Genomic DNA, 22574 nt, shown 5'->3' with positions numbered 1-22574 from the left:
CGATTATTCAAACAACTTCGATAAAGCTTCCTCCAGCTTTTCACCCCTTAAATTTCTGTCTATAACAATCCCCGTAGGATCTACAAGAAAAGTTTTAGGTATAGCATAGATTCCATATATATCGGAAGCATCCACATCCAACAATTGCACCCAATTCATTCCAAGTTCTTCAATAGCAGCCCTCCAAGGTTTCAGTTTCCGATCTGTAGATATGCTAATCACCTCAAATCCCTTAGAAGCATATTTTTCATAAGCAGCTCTCACATTGGGCATTTCATGGCGGCAAGGTCCGCACCATGAAGCCCAAAAGTCAATCAATACATATTTTCCCTTACCTACATAATCGGACAAGAGCTTCGTGTTACCTATATTATCTTTCACTTTAGCATCCAAGAAACGTTCGCCAATCTTTATCTTAGCATCCATATCCTGCCGTTTCTTTTGTTCTTCCATTTGTTCTTTGGACATCGTCTTTTCAACTTCCGCCTTTATGCGTAACTCTGCTTGCTTCTTCTTTTCCACAACATTTTTCACCAAATTATTTTGTGAAAACATAGGCGAAGCTTCTTCCATCAGAGCCTTCATATCATCAAAAGGCATCATTATACCCCCGACAGTAAAAAGGTATACCCCCACTATAGTATTCTTATAATCCTTTATACAATGCGATACAGAATCTATTTGCGAGAAAAATATCTTCTCCATTCTATCACGCTTTGCTTTAAATGCGGTATCATTCATGATCTTATCTATAAATACTTCCGACTTAACACCAAGAACAAGATCATAAATTGCCTTTGCAGTCTGATTCATATTATCCATTATAAGCTGCATACGATTCAAAGCTATATTCAATGAATCATTTAAAGGCGTTCCTCCTCTCTTATTCGCGGCAATATTCACTGATATTTTTCCTTTTTCGAGAATCAACGGATAGGTTTCTCCATCCATATCCTTAATGATTGCAATATCCGGCATCTGATGTACACCAGAAAAAGAGAACTTGCCTTTTTCCACTGTTGTACTGTCCCAAACAACTTCTTTAGCTTTCTCTCCATCTTCCATCAAGCATAAATACAACAATTGATTATTCAATTCCTCATTCGCAATACCACGGATAGAGAATTTCTCTTGGGCAGAAGAAAATATAGCAATAACACAAAACGTGCATAGAATCATAATTCGATTTCTCATATGGAATAAATTTTATCAAAAACAGTAAACACTCCTGTTCATATACCTGCTATTATCATTTCAGACTTTGATCATCATTTAAACTAATAATAGATCTTCTTACCTTTCTTACCGGAAGCAACCTGATAATCCTTCACCTTTATATTAAAATATGATTTAGACTTTCCATCATCATTAGAAGGCAACTGTTCTTTATCCTTTTCGTTCAACAACTCAAGGATATCTATTTCTTTCACACTTTTCTTCAGTTTCGGGAATAGAAGACTGATATAAATATATTTATGATTAAATCCTTTGACAGCCAACAGCCTCCCCATCGGAGCTCCACCATCATATCCTCTCACATTATATTCATCGCCACTTTTCTTATCAACAATCTTAAACCCCGGACTATAATACAACCATTGCCAGTCCCAATAAATAGGCTGTATGAATGTCACTTTAGTATCATTTTTTCTCCTTTCAATCGAATACAAAGAAGGAGTTGTAGACCTCCCATTCTCATACGCTTTCTCATACACTTCTTCAGGAACTATAACTATACTATCACTTGGAAGCATATAGGCTTGTGCATATAATTCTTTATCACGCTTCTGCTTTTGCTCATATTCTTTCAACCGCTGTTCACCTCTTTTTGCTCGTTCACTTTTCTCCGGCATTACCTCTTTGGACATCTCTGTATGGAGTTGCTGCACTAACAACGGCGTTGTCTCACGTATAACAATCAATGAAGCCTCTTTATATTTTTTACCTACGGGAGATTCATAAAATGCAGCAACAGCTTTTAATTCTTCCAATGTTAAATGCTTCTCATAAACAGGCATATACATTTCAAACACCTTATTTTCTACTTTCTCTTTCCAGTTTTTAGAGAACTCATTCCAATAAGCTTCATCCTTTTTCGGCGCATTTAATTTCATTATAGATGATAATCTCTGGAAAAAGTCATCCGTAGTAGTCGAAGTACCAGAAAAATCCATGATTTTCTTCAACGTTTCTTTGTACTCATCTGTCGCATTTGTATTTTGTGCAGAAGCTGGTAAAGTTAAAGTAAACAGTGCAATTATGCACATCATTACTTTGGGAAGGAAAATGTTTTTCATAATTATCTGATTTTATTTATGGGATTTATATTGATTCCATGTTTCATCTTGTATTACTATACAAAGATATACATTAAATCAACATCATTCAATAGTATATTGCAATCCATAAGGTTACCACTCACGCTCTCTGTAAGGTACAGACAAACGAAATATCCCCTATTCATCTATAATTATAACATTCAAGCACCTATATTATCAGGGCTACTTTGAACAATTCATTTCATCTTTTGAAACGATATTATTACCTTTTTCATCCAAAACCGCCTCTAATAATTTTATGAAATAGGCACCCGTTACCGGTCTTCCCCATGATGTGACTCTTGTTTTCTGATTCACAACATTATAAGTGTCTGCCATTGGTACACACCATTTGTTTTCATTCATATAATTGTAAAGCGGAAGAAGAATCCACCTCAAAATAAATAGCCCCATCATGTTTTTTGCCGTCAAGAGCTTTGGCCTGATAAGAGATATAATTAACCGAATGAGCAATAGCCTGCATAGAAAGTTTCTCACTACCCATGAAACAATATAAAACCCCATCTACTCGCAAGAAACCAATAAAGGGGAGTTCTTTACCACTAGCGAAAGATATATTCTTTTCGTTGAGTTTGTCGGCGGCGGACCATAATGTCACATGTGGATGTAATGTGAGCAATGGGGCAGCGGGCGCGCGAAGATCGTTTTTGATGGTTTCGTCCGACTACTTCACGCTTGTGCAGGCTGCAAAAAGCAAAGCCAGCAAGTAAATAATATTTCTTTTCATTTCGTAAATTGATTATTTATTCTTTTATCTTTAATTTTAAAAACTATCATAGGTAGAAGCAGTAACAATACAGCTAATATAATAGGGCCAATTCTCTTTGATGATGGGGATGAAGTTATTAGTTCGTTTATATTACATCCCAGATGCAAATCAAAAGGGAAGGACCATCTAGACCATTTAGCTACTATAAGCCCTTTTTTCATAATCATTAATCCTGGGGATGCACGCACAATAGTATTAATTAATCTATTGTCAGCTAAGCATATCATTATTTCTGGATTTAGATGCTCTTTAAATTGTAATATCTCATTTTTAGTAGAAGCTGTCAGACAGTAAACTTTGTATTTATTGTTCCCTGCATACAATGCAATTTTATTTATTGTATCATACTGAATGTCTGACAATATTGATAAATCTGGTATCAGCAAAAAGAAAGAGTATTCAGAATCCAATAAAACCTTATCAGTTATATCAATTATTGTTGGTTTATTTTCTTTGTTAAATCTAATATTTTGAATTGAAAAGTCTGCAATTGATTTCGTATTTTCTATGTTTAAAGAATTGATACGGGTTTCAACATATGTCCACTCACCATTTTGCCAAGGAGCTGTTTCAGGAGTGAAAACTTTTTCCTCACCATCCTTTCTATAAATCAAAGATACTTGATCTTTGTTTTTCTTATTAATTGAGTCAAAAGGCATAAGCTTTGCGCCAACATGATAAGGGCGAAAATCAAATAATGGCTCATATATATAGTTATATAAAAGAATTCCGCTAATATATATAAAACTATACCTTAAAACGTACTTTCTTATTTTTATTGAAAATAATGGAGTCACCAAACGGTGGTAAATCACAAACATGAATGCAAATATCAGCAATACTACATTTTTAAAAAATGTAACCCAATTTGAGAGAATTAATACATCTCCAAAACATCCACAATCTTCAACATTGTTGAATAAAGCTATATACAAAGTGAGTAACATCATAAAAAAGACTATTGATATTACTAATTTTGATACAACTTTAGCATAAATACCTATTATAATTAAGATACCTAGCAAAAACTCTAAACCGACAATACCAAAAGCCAGTAGTTTTGATAATGGTTGGAAAATATCTAAATGAAATGCATGGAAATAATCGACAATTTTAAATGTTGTTCCATAAACATCTACAGACTTTACAAATCCTGAAAAAAGAAATGTAAGACCTAGCACGATTTTTGAGAGTATCAAAAAAAAACTAATTTTCTTCATTACGTTCGTCTAATCTATTAATAGCTTTCTTAGATTTGTTAAATACATAAACCTCTCTCTTTATATTTTTTATCGTACTTGACATTGTTTTAATAGGTTTATTTAATATTAAGCTAGCTAATTCATAACATTTTTTCTGATCTCCTCTTTTTTGGTTGACAAGAAACAATCCATACAAGGGAATAAATCTATTTGGACACATATTACTTGCATTCATATAATACTTTTCCGCCAAATCCAAATCGTTTAGATTATAATAGTTATTAGCCAATAATATTTGAGTATCATAATCATTTACATATTTTACACATTCTTTTATAACAGCGTTACTTGCACGGAAATCAGAAGCTTTATTCAAAACCGCTGCATAGTTATACAAAAATGAAGGATTATAATTCCAGGTTTTATATAATTTATTATACTCTGGAATTAAAGTCCGTGTCTTTCCTAATACAGACATCTCAACAAGGATATTCCATTTACTTTCAAAACGAATATCTAGGCAGAGCATATACATTCCAATGATAAGAATACCCGTTAATAACCTTTTTACCATTACATTTAAGTTGTGCATACAGATTTTCTTTGAAGATATAGCAATTGAGTAGGCCAATAAAAAAAGTACACAAGGATATCTTAACGGATATGAAAAACAAGCGAATACTCCTATTGAAATTATGCAAAAATGGCCTAATTCTAATTTGTCACTTTCTTTAAACACATAATACGCAACAACAAAAAACATCAACAACCCTACAATACCATATTTTACAGCAATAAATAAGTAGTCATTAAATGGCATTATAATATTATCTGCCAGTTGAGAATAAATGCTTTCACTATTGTTTTCAAAATAGACTGCTTGTGCACTCATATAATTGGCAGTAAAACCGCAAGGCCCATATCCAAACAACGGTCTATCATTTATTAATTCAAGAGTATTACTCCAAATAAGTATGCGACCAACTGCGGAATCTTTTTTTATTACAAACAAGATTATTCCAATAGCTATTAGAACAAACATACCACTACACAGCCAAACTTGCTTTATCAATTTGTTGCAACAAAAAAACGCTTATATCCGCAATAAAGCATAGATACTATAATTATTGAAAGTATACCAGACCTAGAACCGGATAGAATTATTGCTATTATTATTAAAATAGAGATTATAACTCCCGTAAACAAAAGTATTGGCTTCTTCGTATTAAAGAAAGAAAAACAATAAGGAAAGCTAGCTGAAAGACAAGCTGCAAATCCACTAGGATTATCATAGCTTCCCACAACCTTAAATCTGCTATAATTATTAAAAACCTCACAATACTGAAGTATGCCATATATAGATTGGAAAAAGCATAATACTACTATAACGATAACTATTCTATTATTCAGTTTCGTTGACAAGTTACGGAAACATAGAAACAAAACAAAGAACACTAATGGAGAATAAAGTGAGTTAATACCTAAATATAAATTGATATTTCGTATAAGCAGATATGACAAAAAAATCAACAAGCACAGTGTGATTTTATCACTAAATATACAAAAAACAGTTCTTGAACATAGCATTAAAATACCAAACACGGAGGAACCAATCAAAAAAGCATACCACTTAGTTAATATTACAGAGTCTTGAAATATATCTAAGGTAATAAACATAACACATACAATAAAAACACTCATGATTACCGTATAGAGTATATCTTTAATGTTCCTGTTGAGGATATGCTTCATATCAAATCTTACATTTAAAATCTTTCATAAAATCTTCTGCATATTCGAGAGAACCTCTAAAAATCAGTTTTCGTTCAGAATTAAAGATTAAAACCATTGGCATAGCACTTACACCTAAATTCTGCAATAAAGGATCTTTAATATTTATTGAAAGCACAGGATAATCATATCCTCTTTCAGAAAGTACCTTACGGCCTGTTAGATAGTCCTCCCCTTGTTTTTCATTATAGCAACAAACAGAAAACAATCCGACCTTATTACTATTTGACAAATTGTATAACTTTTGAAAATTGGGCATTGTATCGAAACATATTCTACATCCAGTAAACCAGAAATCTAAAACGATATACTCACCATGCAATTGATCTATACTCTTCTTTTCCCCCAATTCATTCGTAAACACTATATCATTTTCAGCCACATCTTCAATTACTTTCCCAGTAAATGTTCCAAAGTTTAGTTTATGCACCCATAAGTCAAAGCCTTCAAAAGTTAACCAAAAAGCAAATATCAAATAAAGAATTACCAAAGAGAATAACCGTATCATATAATTTTGCCAACGGTAACAAAAATAAGCCACAATAATTGCCAACCAACGACACGGCAAATCAAGTAACGACATAAGCGTGTTCTTAAAATCTAATATATGCACAGGCAAATCCAATATTAGACATCCAAGTAAAATTACAAGTAATAACCAAGAGATATTAGATTGCTTACTTTTTTTAAGAACAATAAAAGTAAAAACCAAATATAAGATTAAGGCACTCAATATTGATAATTTAAATCCATGTAGGGAGCCTATATATATATATCCAGATCCTAGGAAACAATTAATAACAGATAGAACAACTGATGCAAAAAAAACGTACACATATTTCATTATAGCAGATACAATTTAAGATAAAAACAAAATCTAGTCATTAAAATTTAAGCTTATCATCTGTAGAACCATTTAATGATAATTAATTTAATTGAAGTATATTCTAATTACCAACAGGTGTATAATACATATCACAACCGCCATCACACTCATATTGCCATAATATACCACAACCTTTTGGTTCACCTGTAGATCTACAACCACTAGAGCAATAAGATGTATAACTTCCTGCAGTTGATGATGAATTATTATTACCACAATAATCAGAACTAGTTGAACAATAGCAAACCTCACTTGTATCATGCTTTTTTATTAATTCTGTTTTAGACCTTGTTTGTGGAATATTACTAGATAGTAAATCTTCTTCTACAAAAAGTCGAACAGTATCATTTTCTAATTTCTTAGTAGGAGTTATTAAAGTACAGTAAATACTATAAAGACTCATTTGATCCCAGCCCAATTCATTTTTTGCATATTCTTTCCATTTGTACATGAACAACTCAAATTCGTCATTTATATCATCGTTCTTTTTATTATCAAAAAGTATCTTATTATTCTCAATAAATATCAACAAATTATTTAGATGTTCTTCTTCTTTCTCATTCCATTCCAATTTTAGAACATTATTCAATTTAGTTATCCAAAGATTATATCTTTGTTCTAACGACATCGCATTATAAATTGCTTTTTGGGTACCCATATCATATTCTAGAATTTCGGTATAACCCATTTTTTGAATCTCAGTAAAGTTCTCTTTCACCCAACTATCAATTTTTTCATTACAGCTATAACGTAACTCATCGTCAATATTAGAGCACGAAACTGTAAAATACGATAGTGCTATTAATATAAAATATATTTTTTTCATATATAAATAATCATTATGCTTCTTACAAAAAGAAGCGTTATACAATATTTTTTCTAATAAATATTTATCTTATAATAAATGTTAAGTGACATTCTATTAACATTATACTTGGTACACGTCCTATTTGTGCAATCTGGCACTTAGCTATAAAATTAGTTTATATTCACCCTAGGATGTTCCAACCAATAATGCAACTTCAATATCATAGTGGTAGCCAATATCCACTGTTTCTAGCAATTATCTTAATTCATGGAGGATTCATATTCACTTTTGTTTATTTATTATATCATCAAATGGTTCTAGCAAATATTACTTTATTTACTCTCTAACAATTAATTCGTTATTTAACTTCACATTGGTATCAATATAGTTAGACCCCGCACCTTAAATGTCGCTTACTTTTCCACTTCGCCTGTTATCCTTATAAGCTCTAGGTTATTCTCCGCATTGGAATTTATAAAAATGACCTTATTAAACATACCATATTGATTTTTAGTATCAATATGTACTGCCAGTTTTCTTATTTTACCAGGATTTATTGGTTCTTTCGAGTAATTGACAGACAAGCACCCACAAGACACGTCAACTTTTGATATTATTAAAGGAATTTTCCCCGTATTCCTCAACTCAAATTCAACATCTAAATATGAATGTTCTTTTTTGCTTATTTTTCCAAAATCATATTTCTTATTTACAATTTCCAAGCAAGCTTTCCTATTTTCTATAACGGATTTTTCGGTTGGCAAGTTAGCTTTTTTACCTGTTGTATCATTTATACAACTAGATAGAAAAAATAAAGATACAAAAATCAAAGCAATAGTCTTCTTCATTTTACAAATCTAATTAACTGTTATATATTAGTATTATTTCCAAATTTGAATTTGATCTACATATGTAAAAATCCGTTCTTATATTCCTCTAGAGTAATTTTTCAATAGCTACAATCGGTTCTTCTTTATCAAGCACATCCGAAGTATAGAATCAGGGCAACCACACTATTTTTTTGCACAGATACACATTAAATCAACATCATTCAATAACCGCCTCTAATAATTTTATGAAATAGGCACCCGTTACCGGTCTTCCCCATGATGTGACTCTTGTTTTCTGATTCACAACATTATAAGTGTCCGCCATTGGTACACGCCATTTGTTTTCATTCATATAATTGTAAAGCGGAAGAATAAACTCACGAAACATAAGTCGGTCATTTTGCAATGCAGCCGTCCATATAGTCCAATCAGCTTTCGCATAATCAGTTTTACTATGCAACGGACAACCGTAAGTATTCAATTTAGTCCTATAAAAAGCAGTTTCCAATTCTACTACTCTATCCGGGAAAACATGAAGGTCAAGGAGTTTATCCCAAATCAAGTTATATTTTTGCCCCCAGCTATCCGTCTGGTCAAAAGCCAAACGATAATGGTCCCCATCAGAAGCCTGCTTCTCCCATTCCTCGGCCATTCTTTTTGCTGCTGCCAAATATTTTTCAGCATCTTCCTGTTTACCTAGCATTTTTGCCAGAAGAGCATACGATGCAATACCTAAAATTCCTTTGGCAGACAAATTAGCATTATGAGAATAACGGCCGGCAAAGCTATCAGTATCAATCTGTTTATCGGTATCAACCCCGTTCTCCATCAAATAACCCGCCCATTTGGAGAGAGTCTCCCAATGAGCCTTTGCGTAAGATGCATCTTTTTCCGCTTTAGCCATAGCAGCCACCATAATCAGCATATTTCCGGCATGTTCAACCGGTAAATCTCCCCCTTTCGCTTGTCCGTTTACAAACGGATAACCGCCCAAATCATGAGCCGGGAAAGGCTTATTCCATTTACCACTCTCACTATAATAAAAGAAAGGATTCAACATTGCTTTCAGCAGATCGGGATTGTAACAAAGAAATAGCGGTGAAACAGCATAATAAATATCCAGCGACCCCACCAACGTAGTAAAATAGAGCAACTCATCACTCGAATTCTTAGACATCTGGAAAGACGAAACGGCCTGACGATATGCCGAAGCACACAGTTCTGCGTACTCTTTACCACCGACACGGCAAGCATTTTCCATCAATTGCCTGTCAAAAGCATAGCACCTTGCCATTGTTTCTTTATATACTTTTTCCGCATCTTCATATAACCCTTCTATCGTTTTATCTCCGTCCTTATTCCAATAAGGTCGTAGGTCCTCACCGAAATAAGCCATTGTATACAATCCATCGAAAGCCGCAATCAGATGTTGGGGAAACTCACTATTCATTTCCAGCTTCTGTGCTATCGCCGCATAACGTTTTTCATTCGACCGACGCATTTCTTTCAAATCACCTTCTTTCATAAAGTGTGCCCGCATCTCTGCCGCATCCCCTTGTGCACAAGTAACATTCTCTTTCGCTCCTAAATAGAAATATCCCCAGGCCGGAGCATCCTTCAGCTTATCTACCCATAACTTCTGATTCTCCCGACCGGTCTTCATCATCACCCAACCGTCTTTTTCATACATCTCCGTAGACTGTCCGGCACGAAAGGCTTTATGAGGATCCATTTCAAAATAAATAGCGACATCATGCTCCTTACCGTCCAAGGCCTTAGCCTGATAAGAAATATAATTAACCGGACGACTTAACAGTTCCAAATCATCCAATAAATAAGGAGCCGTAAATGTCAGTTTCAATTCCACATCTCCACAATCAAAAATATAATGTGTTTGGGTAGCCTGCACATCCACTGATTTTTGCCCGGCTTCTTTCAGTTCACCATACAACCCGAAATCTGCAAAGGAAGTACCTCCCCAATTCACGCAACGGGCCGCAAACAAAGCTTTTCCATCTTCCATTGTTTCTAAGATAGAATCCGGGATTTGCACTTTCACGTCGTTGCGTGCCTTCGTTCCCGTACGAACAAGCTCCTTTCCATTAATAAGCAGTTGCATACCGTCATTATACGAATAACGTACAAAAAGTTGTCTGTTTTTCACTAAGGAAGGATCGAATGAGACTTCTCTCCTAATCCATAGCCTATTAGTATTCCAAGGAGTACCAACACTCGGTCCGCCTTCCGTGCCAAAAGCAGCGTTTCCTTGTGCCCATGTGCTATCATTGAAAGCAGTCATTTCCCAACCCTCTTCCGGTTGTTCTGTTGTATATTTCCCAATCCATTCCTTCTCATTAGAAACAGGAGCTATGCCTTCTACCAATATTCCCGGCTCCTCTGCAAATAAGCCGAAATCAATCAATGCACTACCTTTTTTATTCTCACAATGAGCTGCAATAAGGGCTTTCCCTTCCTTCATTGTATCCAAGATAGAATCCGGCAACTCGACTTTTAAATTTGCCGCTGCGCGGTCCGCACTTACGACTAGTTTTCCGTTAATATATAATTGAACTATGTCATCATACGAATAACGCAAATAAATCTTCTTGTTCTCAAGCAAATATGGATCAATATCCACGATTTCCCTCCGCACCCATATATCAGTTGAAAGCCACTGCGTTCTCGTTTCACGTCTGTCGCGTGTACCGAATGCACCTTCATTTACCTGCCAATATTGATCATTAAAATCCGGTTGCTCCCAGCCTTCATCCGGTCTAAGAGAGGTGTACTTTCCTTCCCAGCTTTCATAATCGTATGCCATTGTTGCAATGGCTTGCATAGGTAGTTCACGTCTACCCATAAAGCGATACATCGTTCCGTCCACCCGCAGGAAACCGACAAAAGGAAGATTTTTCCCATTAGTAAAAATCATATTCTTCTCTGTCAGCTGATCTGTTGTCGACCATAAACGCAGATGCGGGTGGAGCATCAGCAGCGGATAAGCAGGTACACGCAAGTCGTTTTTAATAGTTTCGTCAGAATAAGGAACACTTTTCGAACAGGCTGCCAACAGCAATATTAGTAAAGCAATCAATAGTTTCTTCATTATTTCATTTTTATAGTAACCAAATCATCCTTTCATTTGTAATATTTCTTTTTCCATCTCTCGTTTCATCATACGTATTGTCATGGAATTTATCTTTACCGGTTTATTTATAATCATTTCAGCCATTTCATAGACTCGTACGCTTTCACCAAACTGTTTATAAAGTTTAAATAGTTGATATAGTGGAGTAAATCTCGACGGACACATCATTGATGCATTTTTGTAATATTTTTCTGCTGAAATAAAATCTTTTTGTTCCTGATAATTCTCTCCTATCATCAATTCCAAATCATAATCTGCCCAATACCGGCGACACTCTAACGCTACCTTTAAAGCCTTCTCGTATTCTTTGGCTTCCGTGAAAACAGCAGCATAATTATACAGGAAATAAGGATTATCTTTGAATCGATGTTTCAGACTCACATAGTACGGAAGCGCCTCATCATACGAATGACAAAGAGCTAATACCGAAGCCTCCTGCCAACTGCGTTCCGACTGTGTACGTTCACCCAACTTAAACAGTCCCCAGAAGAAACACATCATTGTTGCTGTATACATTATATTCCTGCCCCATGTTCCTATTTTTATCTGCTCCAAATAATCAACAGTCAACATGAGAACGGCAAGAAATGTCACCACCCAAGTAAAAGGATACGTAAACGGATAGGAAAAGAAAGAGAATACGCCTATTGATAGCAAAATATAAAGAGCTATTTTCTTTTCCTGTGTAGGATTTTGCCTATAACAATACACAAGTGCCCACATAATACCCAAAAGCAAAGCCAATCCGACAATACCGAAATTAATCAGAACTCCCAAATATTCATTAAAAGGCTGCTTTACATTATCCGCTAACATTACATAGCGATTTTGCGAACCATATTCTTTGAAGTAATCCGCCTGATAGTCCATATATTTAGCCTCGAAACTTCCGACGCCATGCCCCGTCCAAGGAGCATCTTTCACCATTTCCAAACCACACCGCCAAATCAACAACCGACCATCTGCCGAATCTTTTTTCAACCAATAGGAGCCGATTATTAACAATCCTATCATAGATACCGATAGTAAATATCTCCATAATCTCCCATGAACGAATCTTCCACACAAATACATGACACATACCGCAATGACACTTACCATACCGGATCGCGAATGAGATAAAAATATCGCCAACACCATCACTCCACCTGCCAGCCATCCGGCATATCGAATATACTTATTTCTATGTATGATCAAAAAAACGACAAAAGGCAATCCGGCACAAAGGCAAGCAGCAAATCCTGCCGGATTATCAAAACTACCAGTCACACGGAAGGTTGCATGAGAAGGAAATAAACCTACGTATTGCAATATTCCATAAACAGCCTGCAACCAACAACTGGAAACAATGATACTCCCCCATATCGCCATATCCGCCACTATGGATTTACGCTGCAATGCCAGAAATGCAGCACACACCAGCATCCATAACAGCACAAACAAAACGCAGCACCATTTGGGCACAATATATGCGTCTGTAAATTGGTGGGAATATACAAACATACTGCCTATACATGCTGCGGCAAACAAAATATGAAAGAGTCTTATCATTTCTATCTTGGTATTAAATCAAGTTCTCATCCTCCAATACCTTTTTCAAACGAACCCTATCTCCCACTTTCAGTTTTTCATCTACCCAAACGATTCTTCTCGAAGTATTCAAGCCTCCTACATAAATACTATCACCGAAAGAGCAATTGCTATGCACCATGACGACTGCCACGTCAGGTGACGTGACAACCACAGGTGACTGATCATTAATAGCTATTTCATATCCTATCATATTTTTCCATTATTGATGATGAAGAATCGGAACAACCTCAATATGCTTTTTGGCATCTCGTTTGTATTTTCGGTTTATGAAATCAATATGGCTTTGTGGTATATTGGCTCCAAAAATATTCCCCCACTTCACAATTGCCTGCGTTTTAGCATTCACAAACATATAATAATGGTAAGTCGTATCCCACAATTTAAACACAACCTCCCATACTTCATAGCCTATTTTAACCTCCCGCATCATCTTACTGACAATGTCTTCATCTATTGTTTGAAAAGGATCTTGTTCAATTGTGAAACGCCAAGTAGAGAATTCACCAATATCAGAATTTCCACCTTGACTTCCAGCTACTCCCCAATTGGGAACATATGGTGGAAAATTTCTCTTCACATAGCTTTTTATTTGCTTCTTGTTTTTAATCGTTTCCACATAGTGATAATATAGCAGTTTTATTTCATTAGCATTATCTACATAAATGGGAAAATTCCGAAACAGATTTCTAAAATTCATCTCACTTGTTACAATAGACGGACTTCCATAAGTAAACAAATCCATTTGCGCAGATGGAAGAGTATCACAACGGTTGAATACTTCGTTAGCAGTTGCTATACCAACTATATTAAAAACGATACTAACTAGAAATAAAACGGTTCGCATAATACATATTATTTTTTACCTCAACATATTTGCAATGTACATAACCAGCACCATCGAAATTATAACTATGAAGCTAATATTCTTCTTTCTATTTATTAGTACATCTACTACTTCCCACAATAAAAGAAAAAACCAGGTTGAAAGATAAACGATATGCAGTGTTATATCTCCTATTGGATATTTCCTGTTTATCATTAACAACACTAGATATAAGATACACAGTCCTATATAAATGTTATTCTTGGTCGACAACATCTTTTTAGTTGGCGTTTTATCTTCCCGGATCATATTCTTTATTGATTCTATTTATTATTAGCAACTTCACGCATCTTCTCAAACACAGCAACAGATGCATTCACACTTAACTTTAACTCATCCGTGATTCTTAATATTTTAGAACACGCTGCCACATATTCCGCAAACTCTTTCGTTTGTTCCACATCTTCGCCCTCACGCATAGCATTCTTCTTTGTCCGATACTTTTTGTATGAATCAAGAAATACAGCATATTCATCCAATGCTACAATAGAATCAACCAATGTACGTTCTCTATCACTGACGTCAAGATAATCCCATATTCTTGAATCACTCTTCATTTCATCGCAATTCTTTGCTATCTTAGCAGAAGAACCACAACTTGACATAAATATCAATGCCAAGACTATTGCCAAATAAATCTTCTGTCTGTTCATATTATAAAAATGATTTATCACCAATTTATTGATGAAATTAAACTTATACTTCTTATCTTCTCATATCTATACATAACTTCGTTTTATCCTTTCCCGTCATAAAATCAAGATTCACACAATAACATAAATAACGCCAAAAGAAGAAAGTGAAAAACATCTGAACATCCCTATCCGTTTCAAAAGCATCTAAACATTGATATTTGTTGTCACGGATCTTTCCCCAAACGACAGTAAAAGGTAAACTGCCGGTTGCTTCATACGCATTACATACTTCCTTAAATAAAGGAGATGTAGCCTGTGACAGTTCCTTCTGGTAATAAGTTTCTTCATTCAGTTGTTTTTTAAACTTATAGCTACAAATGATATGATAAGGATCATACCGTTCCCAATTCGTATGAAGTGAATCAATCGGCTGCTCATTAGTCTCTACAAAATAGCGACCAAATATATCCGGATAAAGTTTGTCATTAATAGCTTTCAAAGCCTCCTTGTCCACATCAATAATATAATGAAATTTATAATGCAGAAGAGCATCCATCATCAACTTTACTGCTTTTCCGTCAGAACTGCCGTAGTTACGTTGCAATGTAGAACAGAAAAAGTTAATCATTTCTGTCTCTACAGCAGACACATCGTTTATTGTAGATGCTTTTGTCTGGCAAACAAACAATATTATTCCCAGAAAGAATAAAAAGATACTTCTTTTCATATTCTCCTTATTTACATTTTATTACTTCACTTGTTTTATCCATTCCTGTATAGAAATCTATATTTGCAAAATGACACAAATACTTCCAAAAATAAAGCGTTAGAAACATTTGCACCTCCCGATCATCCTTAAAGCCTTCGCAAATATTCTCCGTATTATTAGCGATCATCCCAAATAGCACAGACGAAGGAGGATTTCCTCCAGTTTCATCTTCAACCTTTGCTATTGCTTTCAAAGCGGGATGAACTGCCTGTAGTAATTCTCTTTGCCAATATGTAAAACCATCTTCTCGCTTCTTCAATGGCAAGGGGATATCCTCCACTTGAGCTTTATTATACATATACTTTGCGGAATCGACAATTAGACCAACAGAATAAGAATCCTTAACCTGCAACTTCTTTAATGCCTGCCGATAAGCATCAGAACGACGATATGCTGACGGAGAAACACCAGTAGGAACAAACAACATACATGAATCATTCAGGATAGCCCCGTCAAGGAAGTAGGAATAAAGGATGCCACCTGTGTAAAGCTTTTCATTTATTCGTTTTAACCTATCCTTGTCTACATCTAATAAATAATTAAAATGATAGCGTTTCAAAGCCTGCACAAATAAGCAAACTGCATCTTTGTTACCATAGTTAGTTTCTAAAGTTTCCTGAAAAAATAAAATCATTTCAGATTCAATAGAGACTATATTAGTAACTTTATTGTAAATACACGCAAGGAAGCAAAAAAACGGGTATAGAACTACTACATATTGTTTCATTATTTATACAATTAGCAAAAATACAGAGGAACAATTTAATTATCTAAATAGTAGCATCATATCTACTTTCAAGTTTATAAAAAAACTCTTCTAACCTTATCCATGCAATTCTTATAATTTTCAGCTGCTATTTCTTTTGCTTTTTGCAAAAATGTTTCCGCCGACATTTGACAGAGAGCTGGTATCGGTTCACTATCACATAATGCCATCATTGCATAATATGTACTATAACTCATTTCTAATTCTTTTAGCAACGCTTCATAACAACCTTCTTTAGTATTTTCCTCACGTTTTTTAAGCAACATAACGGTATGTTTAGCTGGCTTTGTATAATCATAGAATAACATATCTACTTCTTTACTATTAAGCTGGGAGAATTTTGTTGATTTGTTCAATCTTTCTCGAGCCTCAACAATTTGATTAATTTCATTCTGAACACCAGCCTTTTTCACAAGTTTTAGAACGAAATCTACATTATTCATATTATGTGAGATTTCATTTAACTCCTCTTGACTTAAAGTTGCCCTATAATTATCCATCTTCTCGGTCAACAAATCACAGCTTATAATAAAATCCATATACACATCTGATTCTGCAATAGATTCAACCAAAACTGTCCTACTTTGTATGCTACGCGAGTTACCTTTAGTTCTTCTGAGTTATCTTCAAAATCATAATCTTCAGAACTACAACTATAAATAATAGTTGTACAAAGCGTTAATAACAGCAGTAAAACTGTTAAACTAATTTTCAGTCTTAATTTCATATTCATTTTAATAAGTTTGATGTAATGTTTTTGCAAATAAAGCAACTTGTTCTTCTACTGAAAGGTTTAATGTCTTAGACATTACGATTATTTTACCCCAACAGTTATTCAGATCTTGAAGCTCATTCTCAATATCTATTTGTGCTCGCATATTTTTTAAATAAGCTTTGGTATAAATTTCATCTCGCATATTTTTTCTAAATTCTTTCATTTTTTCTTTACCGATACCCACTGTATAAGGTTCTACTTTCTTTTTTAAACGTTTTAACGTCTTAACATATTCTTGAATTTCATTTGTTTCTATTATAGAATCAATCAATACAACTCTATCCTCTGGTAATTTCGGTATAGGAGGTGCAGTTCCAGCACCAGAAATTATTGCCATACAGATGTTCTCACTAGTTAGCGCATTGTTGTCAGTAGTACAACTTTGAATAAAGGGAAAAATAAAAGCCATAAAGAAGACTTTTATACAAATGTTTTTTCTTACTTCTTTTTTCATTTGATATACATTTTAATAAATAACATTCCAAGATTAACTTCTCATGAATATAATACCAATTCGCATTTCTCCTTAGATACTATTTCCATAATAACTTTTTATTTTCATAAAAAATATCTGTCTCTACCTTCTTCGTGCATGATTCTACAGTAACAATATACTTACTGAAGTTTTAAAATGTCACAATCATAGTATTTCTTTTTATCTTCATTTTCACAGAATAATACTAATATAATCCCTAAAACAGATCTAAAACAGATAAACACCAATCTTATTATTGGAACTATCATAATATCCTACATCTTAATCATCCGTACTACTCAACGATTCCTCTTTTCCATCATACTCCATAACGAGATGGTTGTGATAGCCACTCTTCGTTACAAATTCAATATCTGCAATCAAACCATAATGCAAAGAATCATATTGAATACTCAAGATTTCAAAATCGTAGACCACACTATCCTTCTCTATCGTACCAATACACGGAGCGCATTACGATTTTATCAAATCATTTACCTTTTATACAATCCTCATACACTTCATCAGCCCGAGCTTTCTTTTTATTATAAGCAACCATCACATCTCCTATACATTGTATACGTTTAAATTCATCTTCTATATCTAAACACTCTCCCGTAGCTCTAGTAGCTTCCGATTCAATTTGTTCATATTTCGCTTGTCTTTCTGCTTCACATTTTTTTAGTCGATCATTTTCCGGATTTCTATTCTTTTTAATCACCCGCTTTGATGTAAGAGTCTGCCCCCTAAATAAAGTATTCAATTCATTATCATTCAATCTTAAGTAATCAGTTTTTTCACGTAAAACTCTCGCTGTCCTCACAACCATATCCATCTCACTTTTCAAAGCCTTATAAAGATCTGAATATCCTACTCCCGCATCTAGTTCTTCAACATTATTCAATTTTGCTGTAGACTCTAACATCTCAATTTCTTGTTTGCTCAATTTTGAAAAATATTCATCTGATTTTTTATACAAAGAATTGAGTGCTATCATGTATTCTACAAACTCATCAGTCTCCGCTACTGAGTCCACAAGAGACATACTATGACCAACCATTCCCCTTGTTGTTGCTCCTTTTACTTTAATTTCATCCAACTCATCATTAAAACGATGGAAATCAGAGGAACAACTATAACCAATCTGCAAAAATGATACGACCAAAATAGTTCCAAAAACACTTTTAAATAATTTCATAACGATTCAATTTATTTATTATTAGCAACTCTATATAGATTCTCAAACACAGCAATAGACGCATCTTTACTTAATTTCAACTTATCAATAATCCTGAATATTTTAGAACATGCTGCCACATATTCCGCAAACTCTTTCGTTTGTTCCACATCTTCGCCCTCACGCATAGCATTCTTCTTTGTCCGATACTTTTGGTATGAATCAAGAAATACAGCATATTCATCCAATGCTACAATAGAATCAACCAATGCACGTTCTCTTTTACTGATGTTGAGATAATCCGATATTCTTGAATCACTCTTCATTTCATCATGATTCTTTGCTAATTTAGCAGAAGAGCCACAACTTGACATAAATAATACACATGCCAATGCCACTCCTGTACAAATATTTTTTTACTCATAATAAAATATTAAATTGTTAAATATATTACATCCAATCATAAAAACTCTTCATTTCCACACCTGCTTTCCACCCTCATACACAAAAATCCGTTCCTGATTCCCGCGTGTATGATTCTGCAACAGCAGCAACGCTCCTTTAGGAACCCTCCTGTAAACCAGCGAATCCAACATCGCCGTTTGCTGTCCTAACGTCCTCCACCCTCTCTTTGTACAATAAGACAACTCATAGTCATCCAACGAACGAACATAATTATCCCGGTTAGCAGGCGTATAAATTATCTTATCTATCACCTTTGGTGTGCCTAAGTCTAACCCAGTCCAGCCGCCATAGGGTTCCGTATAATCAAAAGACGTTTCAGTATTACCGTCGAACGCATTCGTATATTCGTGCGAGCCATCCTGTTGATAACAACCGGGAGTACCAATAATTCTACCGCTTAATGGCAACAGTCCACCCGCTTCATAAAACTCTATTTCCGCCACATTACAATGCCCCTTTTCCGGTCCTATATAGCGGACATACCGACAAGGTATCAAAGAATGGGAATACACCATTGTCCGTAACCGTTCGGGTTGCTTTTCTATCAGGAAAAGCACCTCTTTCTGACGAAAATCCGGATCATTGCTTCCTTCAAAAACACCTCCTATCATACGTTTCTGATACTTCTCATCTTGCCACAAAGGATATTTAGCAAACAGCGTTACATCCTGAACACTATCTGACGGAGTAAAAACATGAAATTCACCGGAAACAGTAATTTCAAAAGGATCAGTCCAGTAACGAAGTCTTCCTCGTTCGTAAGTTGCTATCCGCATGACGGGTTCTATCTGGACATCGCTGAAAGCAAGATGTTCACCATCAAACTCCGCCCATGCCACAGGCTCCCAATCCATGCGGCTACTGCCACAAAGATAAGCTATACGCGAACGGGGCTTTCCCAAATAAAGCATAGATGCAGGAATCTCCAGTTTCTTTTTGTATGTCTTTGCGTAATCGGCTGTCACATCAACGATGTGCGGATCTCGGAAGAAAGGAACAACAGCCGTATCTAAGCGTTGCATTTCTGCCTGCATAGCACGATTAAGACTGAACGTATTCCGATAAACCTTTATTTTCGAAGCTCCACACATCTTATCCTTACGGACTTCTTTTATCTTATCCGGATACTCTTGAAAATAAAGCGTACCATATTTATCAGTGAACGACACCCACTGGTGCCCATCATTCCCACCTCCATGAAGAGGCATAAAATCTATAGCACAAGGAATTCCCAACGCACGACAAACATAAACGACATAATCGGAAAGTTCACGACAACTGCCCGAAACGCTTTGAGCAATCTCCGGTCCTACATGAGGAAGTCCTTGCGGAACCGTAGTTGTAAAGAAGCGGCTACGTTTACGAAGAGAATCACACAAACAACGGGCTGCAACAAGCGGATCTTTTATATCAAGAACAGTAGAAGCACGCAGAGAATCAAGCAAAGGATTATACTTTCGATAAATATCCTCACGCCAATAGCTTAATGTTTCATCACCAATACGATAAGGAAGAATACACTCGCAAAAATCGGCAAAAGATACATTCTTCCCCCAAGGCTGTTCTTGCCATACTTTAAATGCCCAGTCAATGTTATTACATAAATAAGCAGAATCGACTGTCAAAACGTCTTTGCAATATTGCAAAGAATCTAAAGAAAATGGTCCATACATCCTTCTGATAGAATCTATCATTGCTTGTGGATATACCTTTTTACTCCGTGCTTCTTGCAGGAGAGTAAAGAAGGTGAGGTATTGTTTCAGCAGCTTACCTTTATAATAGGTATAAGATGGCATATTCTCTATCAGGAAACGAGCTGCCCTATATTTCAAGCTATCCGATGGATTGGATTGATAACGATGTAATACCTTCTCAAGTTCAACACGATTTTCTCTAGCCTGTGACAAAGCTGCCTCCAACGGAAGTATAATAGCAATCTCCTCTTTCTTCTCTTGTGAACAAGAATAAAAAAGAGAGCCGCCTGTAATAACAAAAAGACAAATAATAGGAATCAGCTTTGTCAGTGCTTTCATAATATTATTTTTACACAAAGATACGAGCATAACAAATGCCATTCAAGGGGGCGTTACACTCCTATCCCTGTCATATAGGCATTTATCGGGCATATAGAGCCCTAAAAAAGTCATTTTATATCTAAATTGTAACATTGATATATGAGTTATTATAGTCATCAAACAGCTATTTGAACAAATTATTTCATTTTTTGAACAAAACATTCCATCTAATTGCTATAAAATCCCTTTCTTTGTTTTTCCTAATTTAAATTATAAACAAGACATGAAAAGCGAGAACAAAAAACAGAGCAGTATATACGTAATTACACTGTTTGGAATATTATTGACCACATTCCTTATTTATAGTTGTAGCACCGATGAATACAACTATACAAATGAGACAGCAACAGAAGTAAACTCAATTGCCAAAACACGCAGCTTGGTCTCTCAAACTTGGAATACAGGAAATGTATTGATAGATTCCGTTGCCAATTCAGACGAGTTTTATGAATTTGAAAGATGTAGTGAACAATTAGCGGACAAGTTTAGTGCTTATACATCCAAACTAAATAATAAAGAATATGACAAACTCATGGAAAGTCTGAATGATGATGAGTATATGGAAGATTTCATCAAAAAAGCGAATCTGGAAGAAGAACTCCGACAAATGGATGAAGCTAAAAAAGGCTTGCTTGAACATACGGTATTCTTAAGATTGAGTGAAGAGGAACGGTTGTTATTATTCAGGCAATATGCCAAAAGTCGTGAGCTAGCAAAAAGAAAGATATTAAAAACACGCAAAGAAGGAAATGGTAATAGCAAATGTGAAGAATTGAGACAAGCAGCATATACACAAGCTGAAGCAGATTATAATAATGCCATAGCCAAATGCAAAGCAGAATCTCCAACTACCTATTGTTATACACAAGCATTAGCCAACTACCGAAGAAACCAAAGAGCAGCTGATAAAGAATACGAAGAATGTATAAAAGAATAATTATATATATATTTCTATATAATGTAATGTGGATTGCCAGTATTACAATGTGTTATTTAGATCGCTTTATTGACAACATAAACTATACATTTCAAGATTTTCTAATTATTTTCTTTGAGCTCCTTGCACGAACAACATTTGTGGCAGGAGCTATCAGCCTATTTCCACAAGAACCATATTCCAATAAACGAGTATGGTTTTACTATATGATCATGGGTGGGAGTTTGGCAATTATTGACACATTTATACGA

General features: G+C 34.9%; 23 protein-coding genes. 1 reads left to right on the top strand and 22 read right to left on the bottom strand.

What is annotated here, in order from left to right:
• Positions 1-3: 3 nt before the first annotated feature.
• The 22 genes from GD631_RS06515 to GD631_RS06415 form a co-directional block, all read right to left on the bottom strand.
• Positions 4-1194 (bottom strand): TlpA disulfide reductase family protein, encoded by a 1191-nt coding sequence (locus tag GD631_RS06515; RefSeq protein WP_223225796.1) that lies wholly within the window; start codon positions 1192-1194, stop codon positions 4-6.
• Between the two features lie 83 nt (positions 1195-1277).
• The gene (locus GD631_RS06510; RefSeq protein ID WP_143256882.1) at positions 1278-2297 is read right to left on the bottom strand and encodes a DUF2059 domain-containing protein; all 1020 of its coding nucleotides are present in this window, start codon (positions 2295-2297) and stop codon (positions 1278-1280) included.
• A gap of 204 nt (positions 2298-2501) precedes the next feature.
• On the bottom strand, positions 2502-2657 hold the full coding sequence (locus GD631_RS06505; RefSeq protein WP_153260285.1) for a hypothetical protein: 156 nt from the start codon (positions 2655-2657) through the stop codon (positions 2502-2504).
• A 19-nt stretch (positions 2658-2676) separates the two neighbouring features.
• A complete protein-coding gene (locus GD631_RS06500; RefSeq protein ID WP_223225797.1) occupies positions 2677-2958 on the bottom strand; it encodes a DUF4964 domain-containing protein in 282 nt (93 codons plus the stop codon).
• Between the two features lie 104 nt (positions 2959-3062).
• A complete protein-coding gene (locus GD631_RS06495) occupies positions 3063-4328 on the bottom strand; it encodes a BT_3928 family protein (protein ID WP_143256881.1) in 1266 nt (421 codons plus the stop codon).
• Positions 4315-5382, bottom strand: coding sequence for an O-antigen ligase family protein (locus GD631_RS06490; protein ID WP_143256880.1), 1068 nt, complete (start codon positions 5380-5382; stop codon positions 4315-4317). Before GD631_RS06490 ends, GD631_RS06495 begins: the two co-directional genes overlap by 14 nt.
• 681 nt (positions 5383-6063) lie before the next feature.
• The gene (locus GD631_RS06485; RefSeq protein WP_185911589.1) at positions 6064-6684 is read right to left on the bottom strand and encodes a TlpA family protein disulfide reductase; all 621 of its coding nucleotides are present in this window, start codon (positions 6682-6684) and stop codon (positions 6064-6066) included.
• A gap of 364 nt (positions 6685-7048) precedes the next feature.
• Positions 7049-7813, bottom strand: a complete 765-nt coding sequence (locus GD631_RS06480) for a bacteriocin fulvocin C-related protein (RefSeq protein WP_143256878.1) — start codon at positions 7811-7813, stop codon at positions 7049-7051.
• 395 nt (positions 7814-8208) lie between these two features.
• The gene (locus GD631_RS06475; RefSeq protein ID WP_143256877.1) at positions 8209-8643 is read right to left on the bottom strand and encodes a DUF1573 domain-containing protein; all 435 of its coding nucleotides are present in this window, start codon (positions 8641-8643) and stop codon (positions 8209-8211) included.
• A 199-nt stretch (positions 8644-8842) separates the two neighbouring features.
• Positions 8843-11731 carry a glutaminase family protein gene (locus GD631_RS06470; RefSeq protein ID WP_143256876.1) on the bottom strand — a complete coding sequence of 963 codons (2889 nt, stop codon included), beginning with the start codon at positions 11729-11731 and terminating at the stop codon, positions 8843-8845.
• A gap of 24 nt (positions 11732-11755) precedes the next feature.
• Complete coding sequence (locus tag GD631_RS06465; RefSeq protein WP_143256875.1) at positions 11756-13324, bottom strand: O-antigen ligase family protein; 1569 nt, start codon at positions 13322-13324, stop codon at positions 11756-11758.
• Between the two features lie 13 nt (positions 13325-13337).
• Positions 13338-13556 carry a hypothetical protein gene (locus GD631_RS06460; protein ID WP_185911588.1) on the bottom strand — a complete coding sequence of 73 codons (219 nt, stop codon included), beginning with the start codon at positions 13554-13556 and terminating at the stop codon, positions 13338-13340.
• A 9-nt stretch (positions 13557-13565) separates the two neighbouring features.
• Positions 13566-14210: a hypothetical protein gene (locus GD631_RS06455; protein WP_143256874.1), complete on the bottom strand. Its 645-nt coding sequence runs from the start codon at positions 14208-14210 to the stop codon at positions 13566-13568.
• Between the two features lie 302 nt (positions 14211-14512).
• A complete protein-coding gene (locus tag GD631_RS06450) occupies positions 14513-14902 on the bottom strand; it encodes a hypothetical protein (RefSeq protein WP_143256872.1) in 390 nt (129 codons plus the stop codon).
• A 52-nt stretch (positions 14903-14954) separates the two neighbouring features.
• Positions 14955-15611 carry a hypothetical protein gene (locus tag GD631_RS06445; RefSeq protein ID WP_143256871.1) on the bottom strand — a complete coding sequence of 219 codons (657 nt, stop codon included), beginning with the start codon at positions 15609-15611 and terminating at the stop codon, positions 14955-14957.
• Between the two features lie 7 nt (positions 15612-15618).
• Complete coding sequence (locus tag GD631_RS22130) at positions 15619-16380, bottom strand: hypothetical protein (protein ID WP_223225798.1); 762 nt, start codon at positions 16378-16380, stop codon at positions 15619-15621.
• A 74-nt stretch (positions 16381-16454) separates the two neighbouring features.
• Complete coding sequence (locus GD631_RS06435) at positions 16455-16958, bottom strand: hypothetical protein (protein WP_143256870.1); 504 nt, start codon at positions 16956-16958, stop codon at positions 16455-16457.
• 195 nt (positions 16959-17153) lie between these two features.
• Positions 17154-17648, bottom strand: a complete 495-nt coding sequence (locus GD631_RS06430; RefSeq protein WP_143256869.1) for a hypothetical protein — start codon at positions 17646-17648, stop codon at positions 17154-17156.
• A gap of 303 nt (positions 17649-17951) precedes the next feature.
• Positions 17952-18086: a hypothetical protein gene (locus GD631_RS22265; RefSeq protein ID WP_255435726.1), complete on the bottom strand. Its 135-nt coding sequence runs from the start codon at positions 18084-18086 to the stop codon at positions 17952-17954.
• A gap of 73 nt (positions 18087-18159) precedes the next feature.
• Positions 18160-18867 (bottom strand): hypothetical protein, encoded by a 708-nt coding sequence (locus GD631_RS06425; protein WP_143256868.1) that lies wholly within the window; start codon positions 18865-18867, stop codon positions 18160-18162.
• An 11-nt stretch (positions 18868-18878) separates the two neighbouring features.
• A complete protein-coding gene (locus GD631_RS06420; RefSeq protein WP_185972652.1) occupies positions 18879-19220 on the bottom strand; it encodes a hypothetical protein in 342 nt (113 codons plus the stop codon).
• 99 nt (positions 19221-19319) lie between these two features.
• Entirely contained in the window at positions 19320-21344 is a 2025-nt protein-coding gene (locus GD631_RS06415) for a discoidin domain-containing protein (protein WP_143256866.1), read from the bottom strand.
• Between the two features lie 265 nt (positions 21345-21609).
• Here GD631_RS06415 and GD631_RS06410 point away from each other — a divergent pair, with 265 nt between their 5' ends.
• Positions 21610-22323, top strand: coding sequence for a hypothetical protein (locus GD631_RS06410; RefSeq protein WP_143256865.1), 714 nt, complete (start codon positions 21610-21612; stop codon positions 22321-22323).
• The last annotated feature ends 251 nt before the right edge of the window (positions 22324-22574 follow it).

It is taken from the genome of Bacteroides luhongzhouii, from assembly GCF_009193295.2.
GTDB lineage: Bacteria > Bacteroidota > Bacteroidia > Bacteroidales > Bacteroidaceae > Bacteroides > Bacteroides luhongzhouii.
Note: the sequence above shows the minus strand (reverse complement) of the source record. Positions and strands in the feature narration are given on the sequence as shown.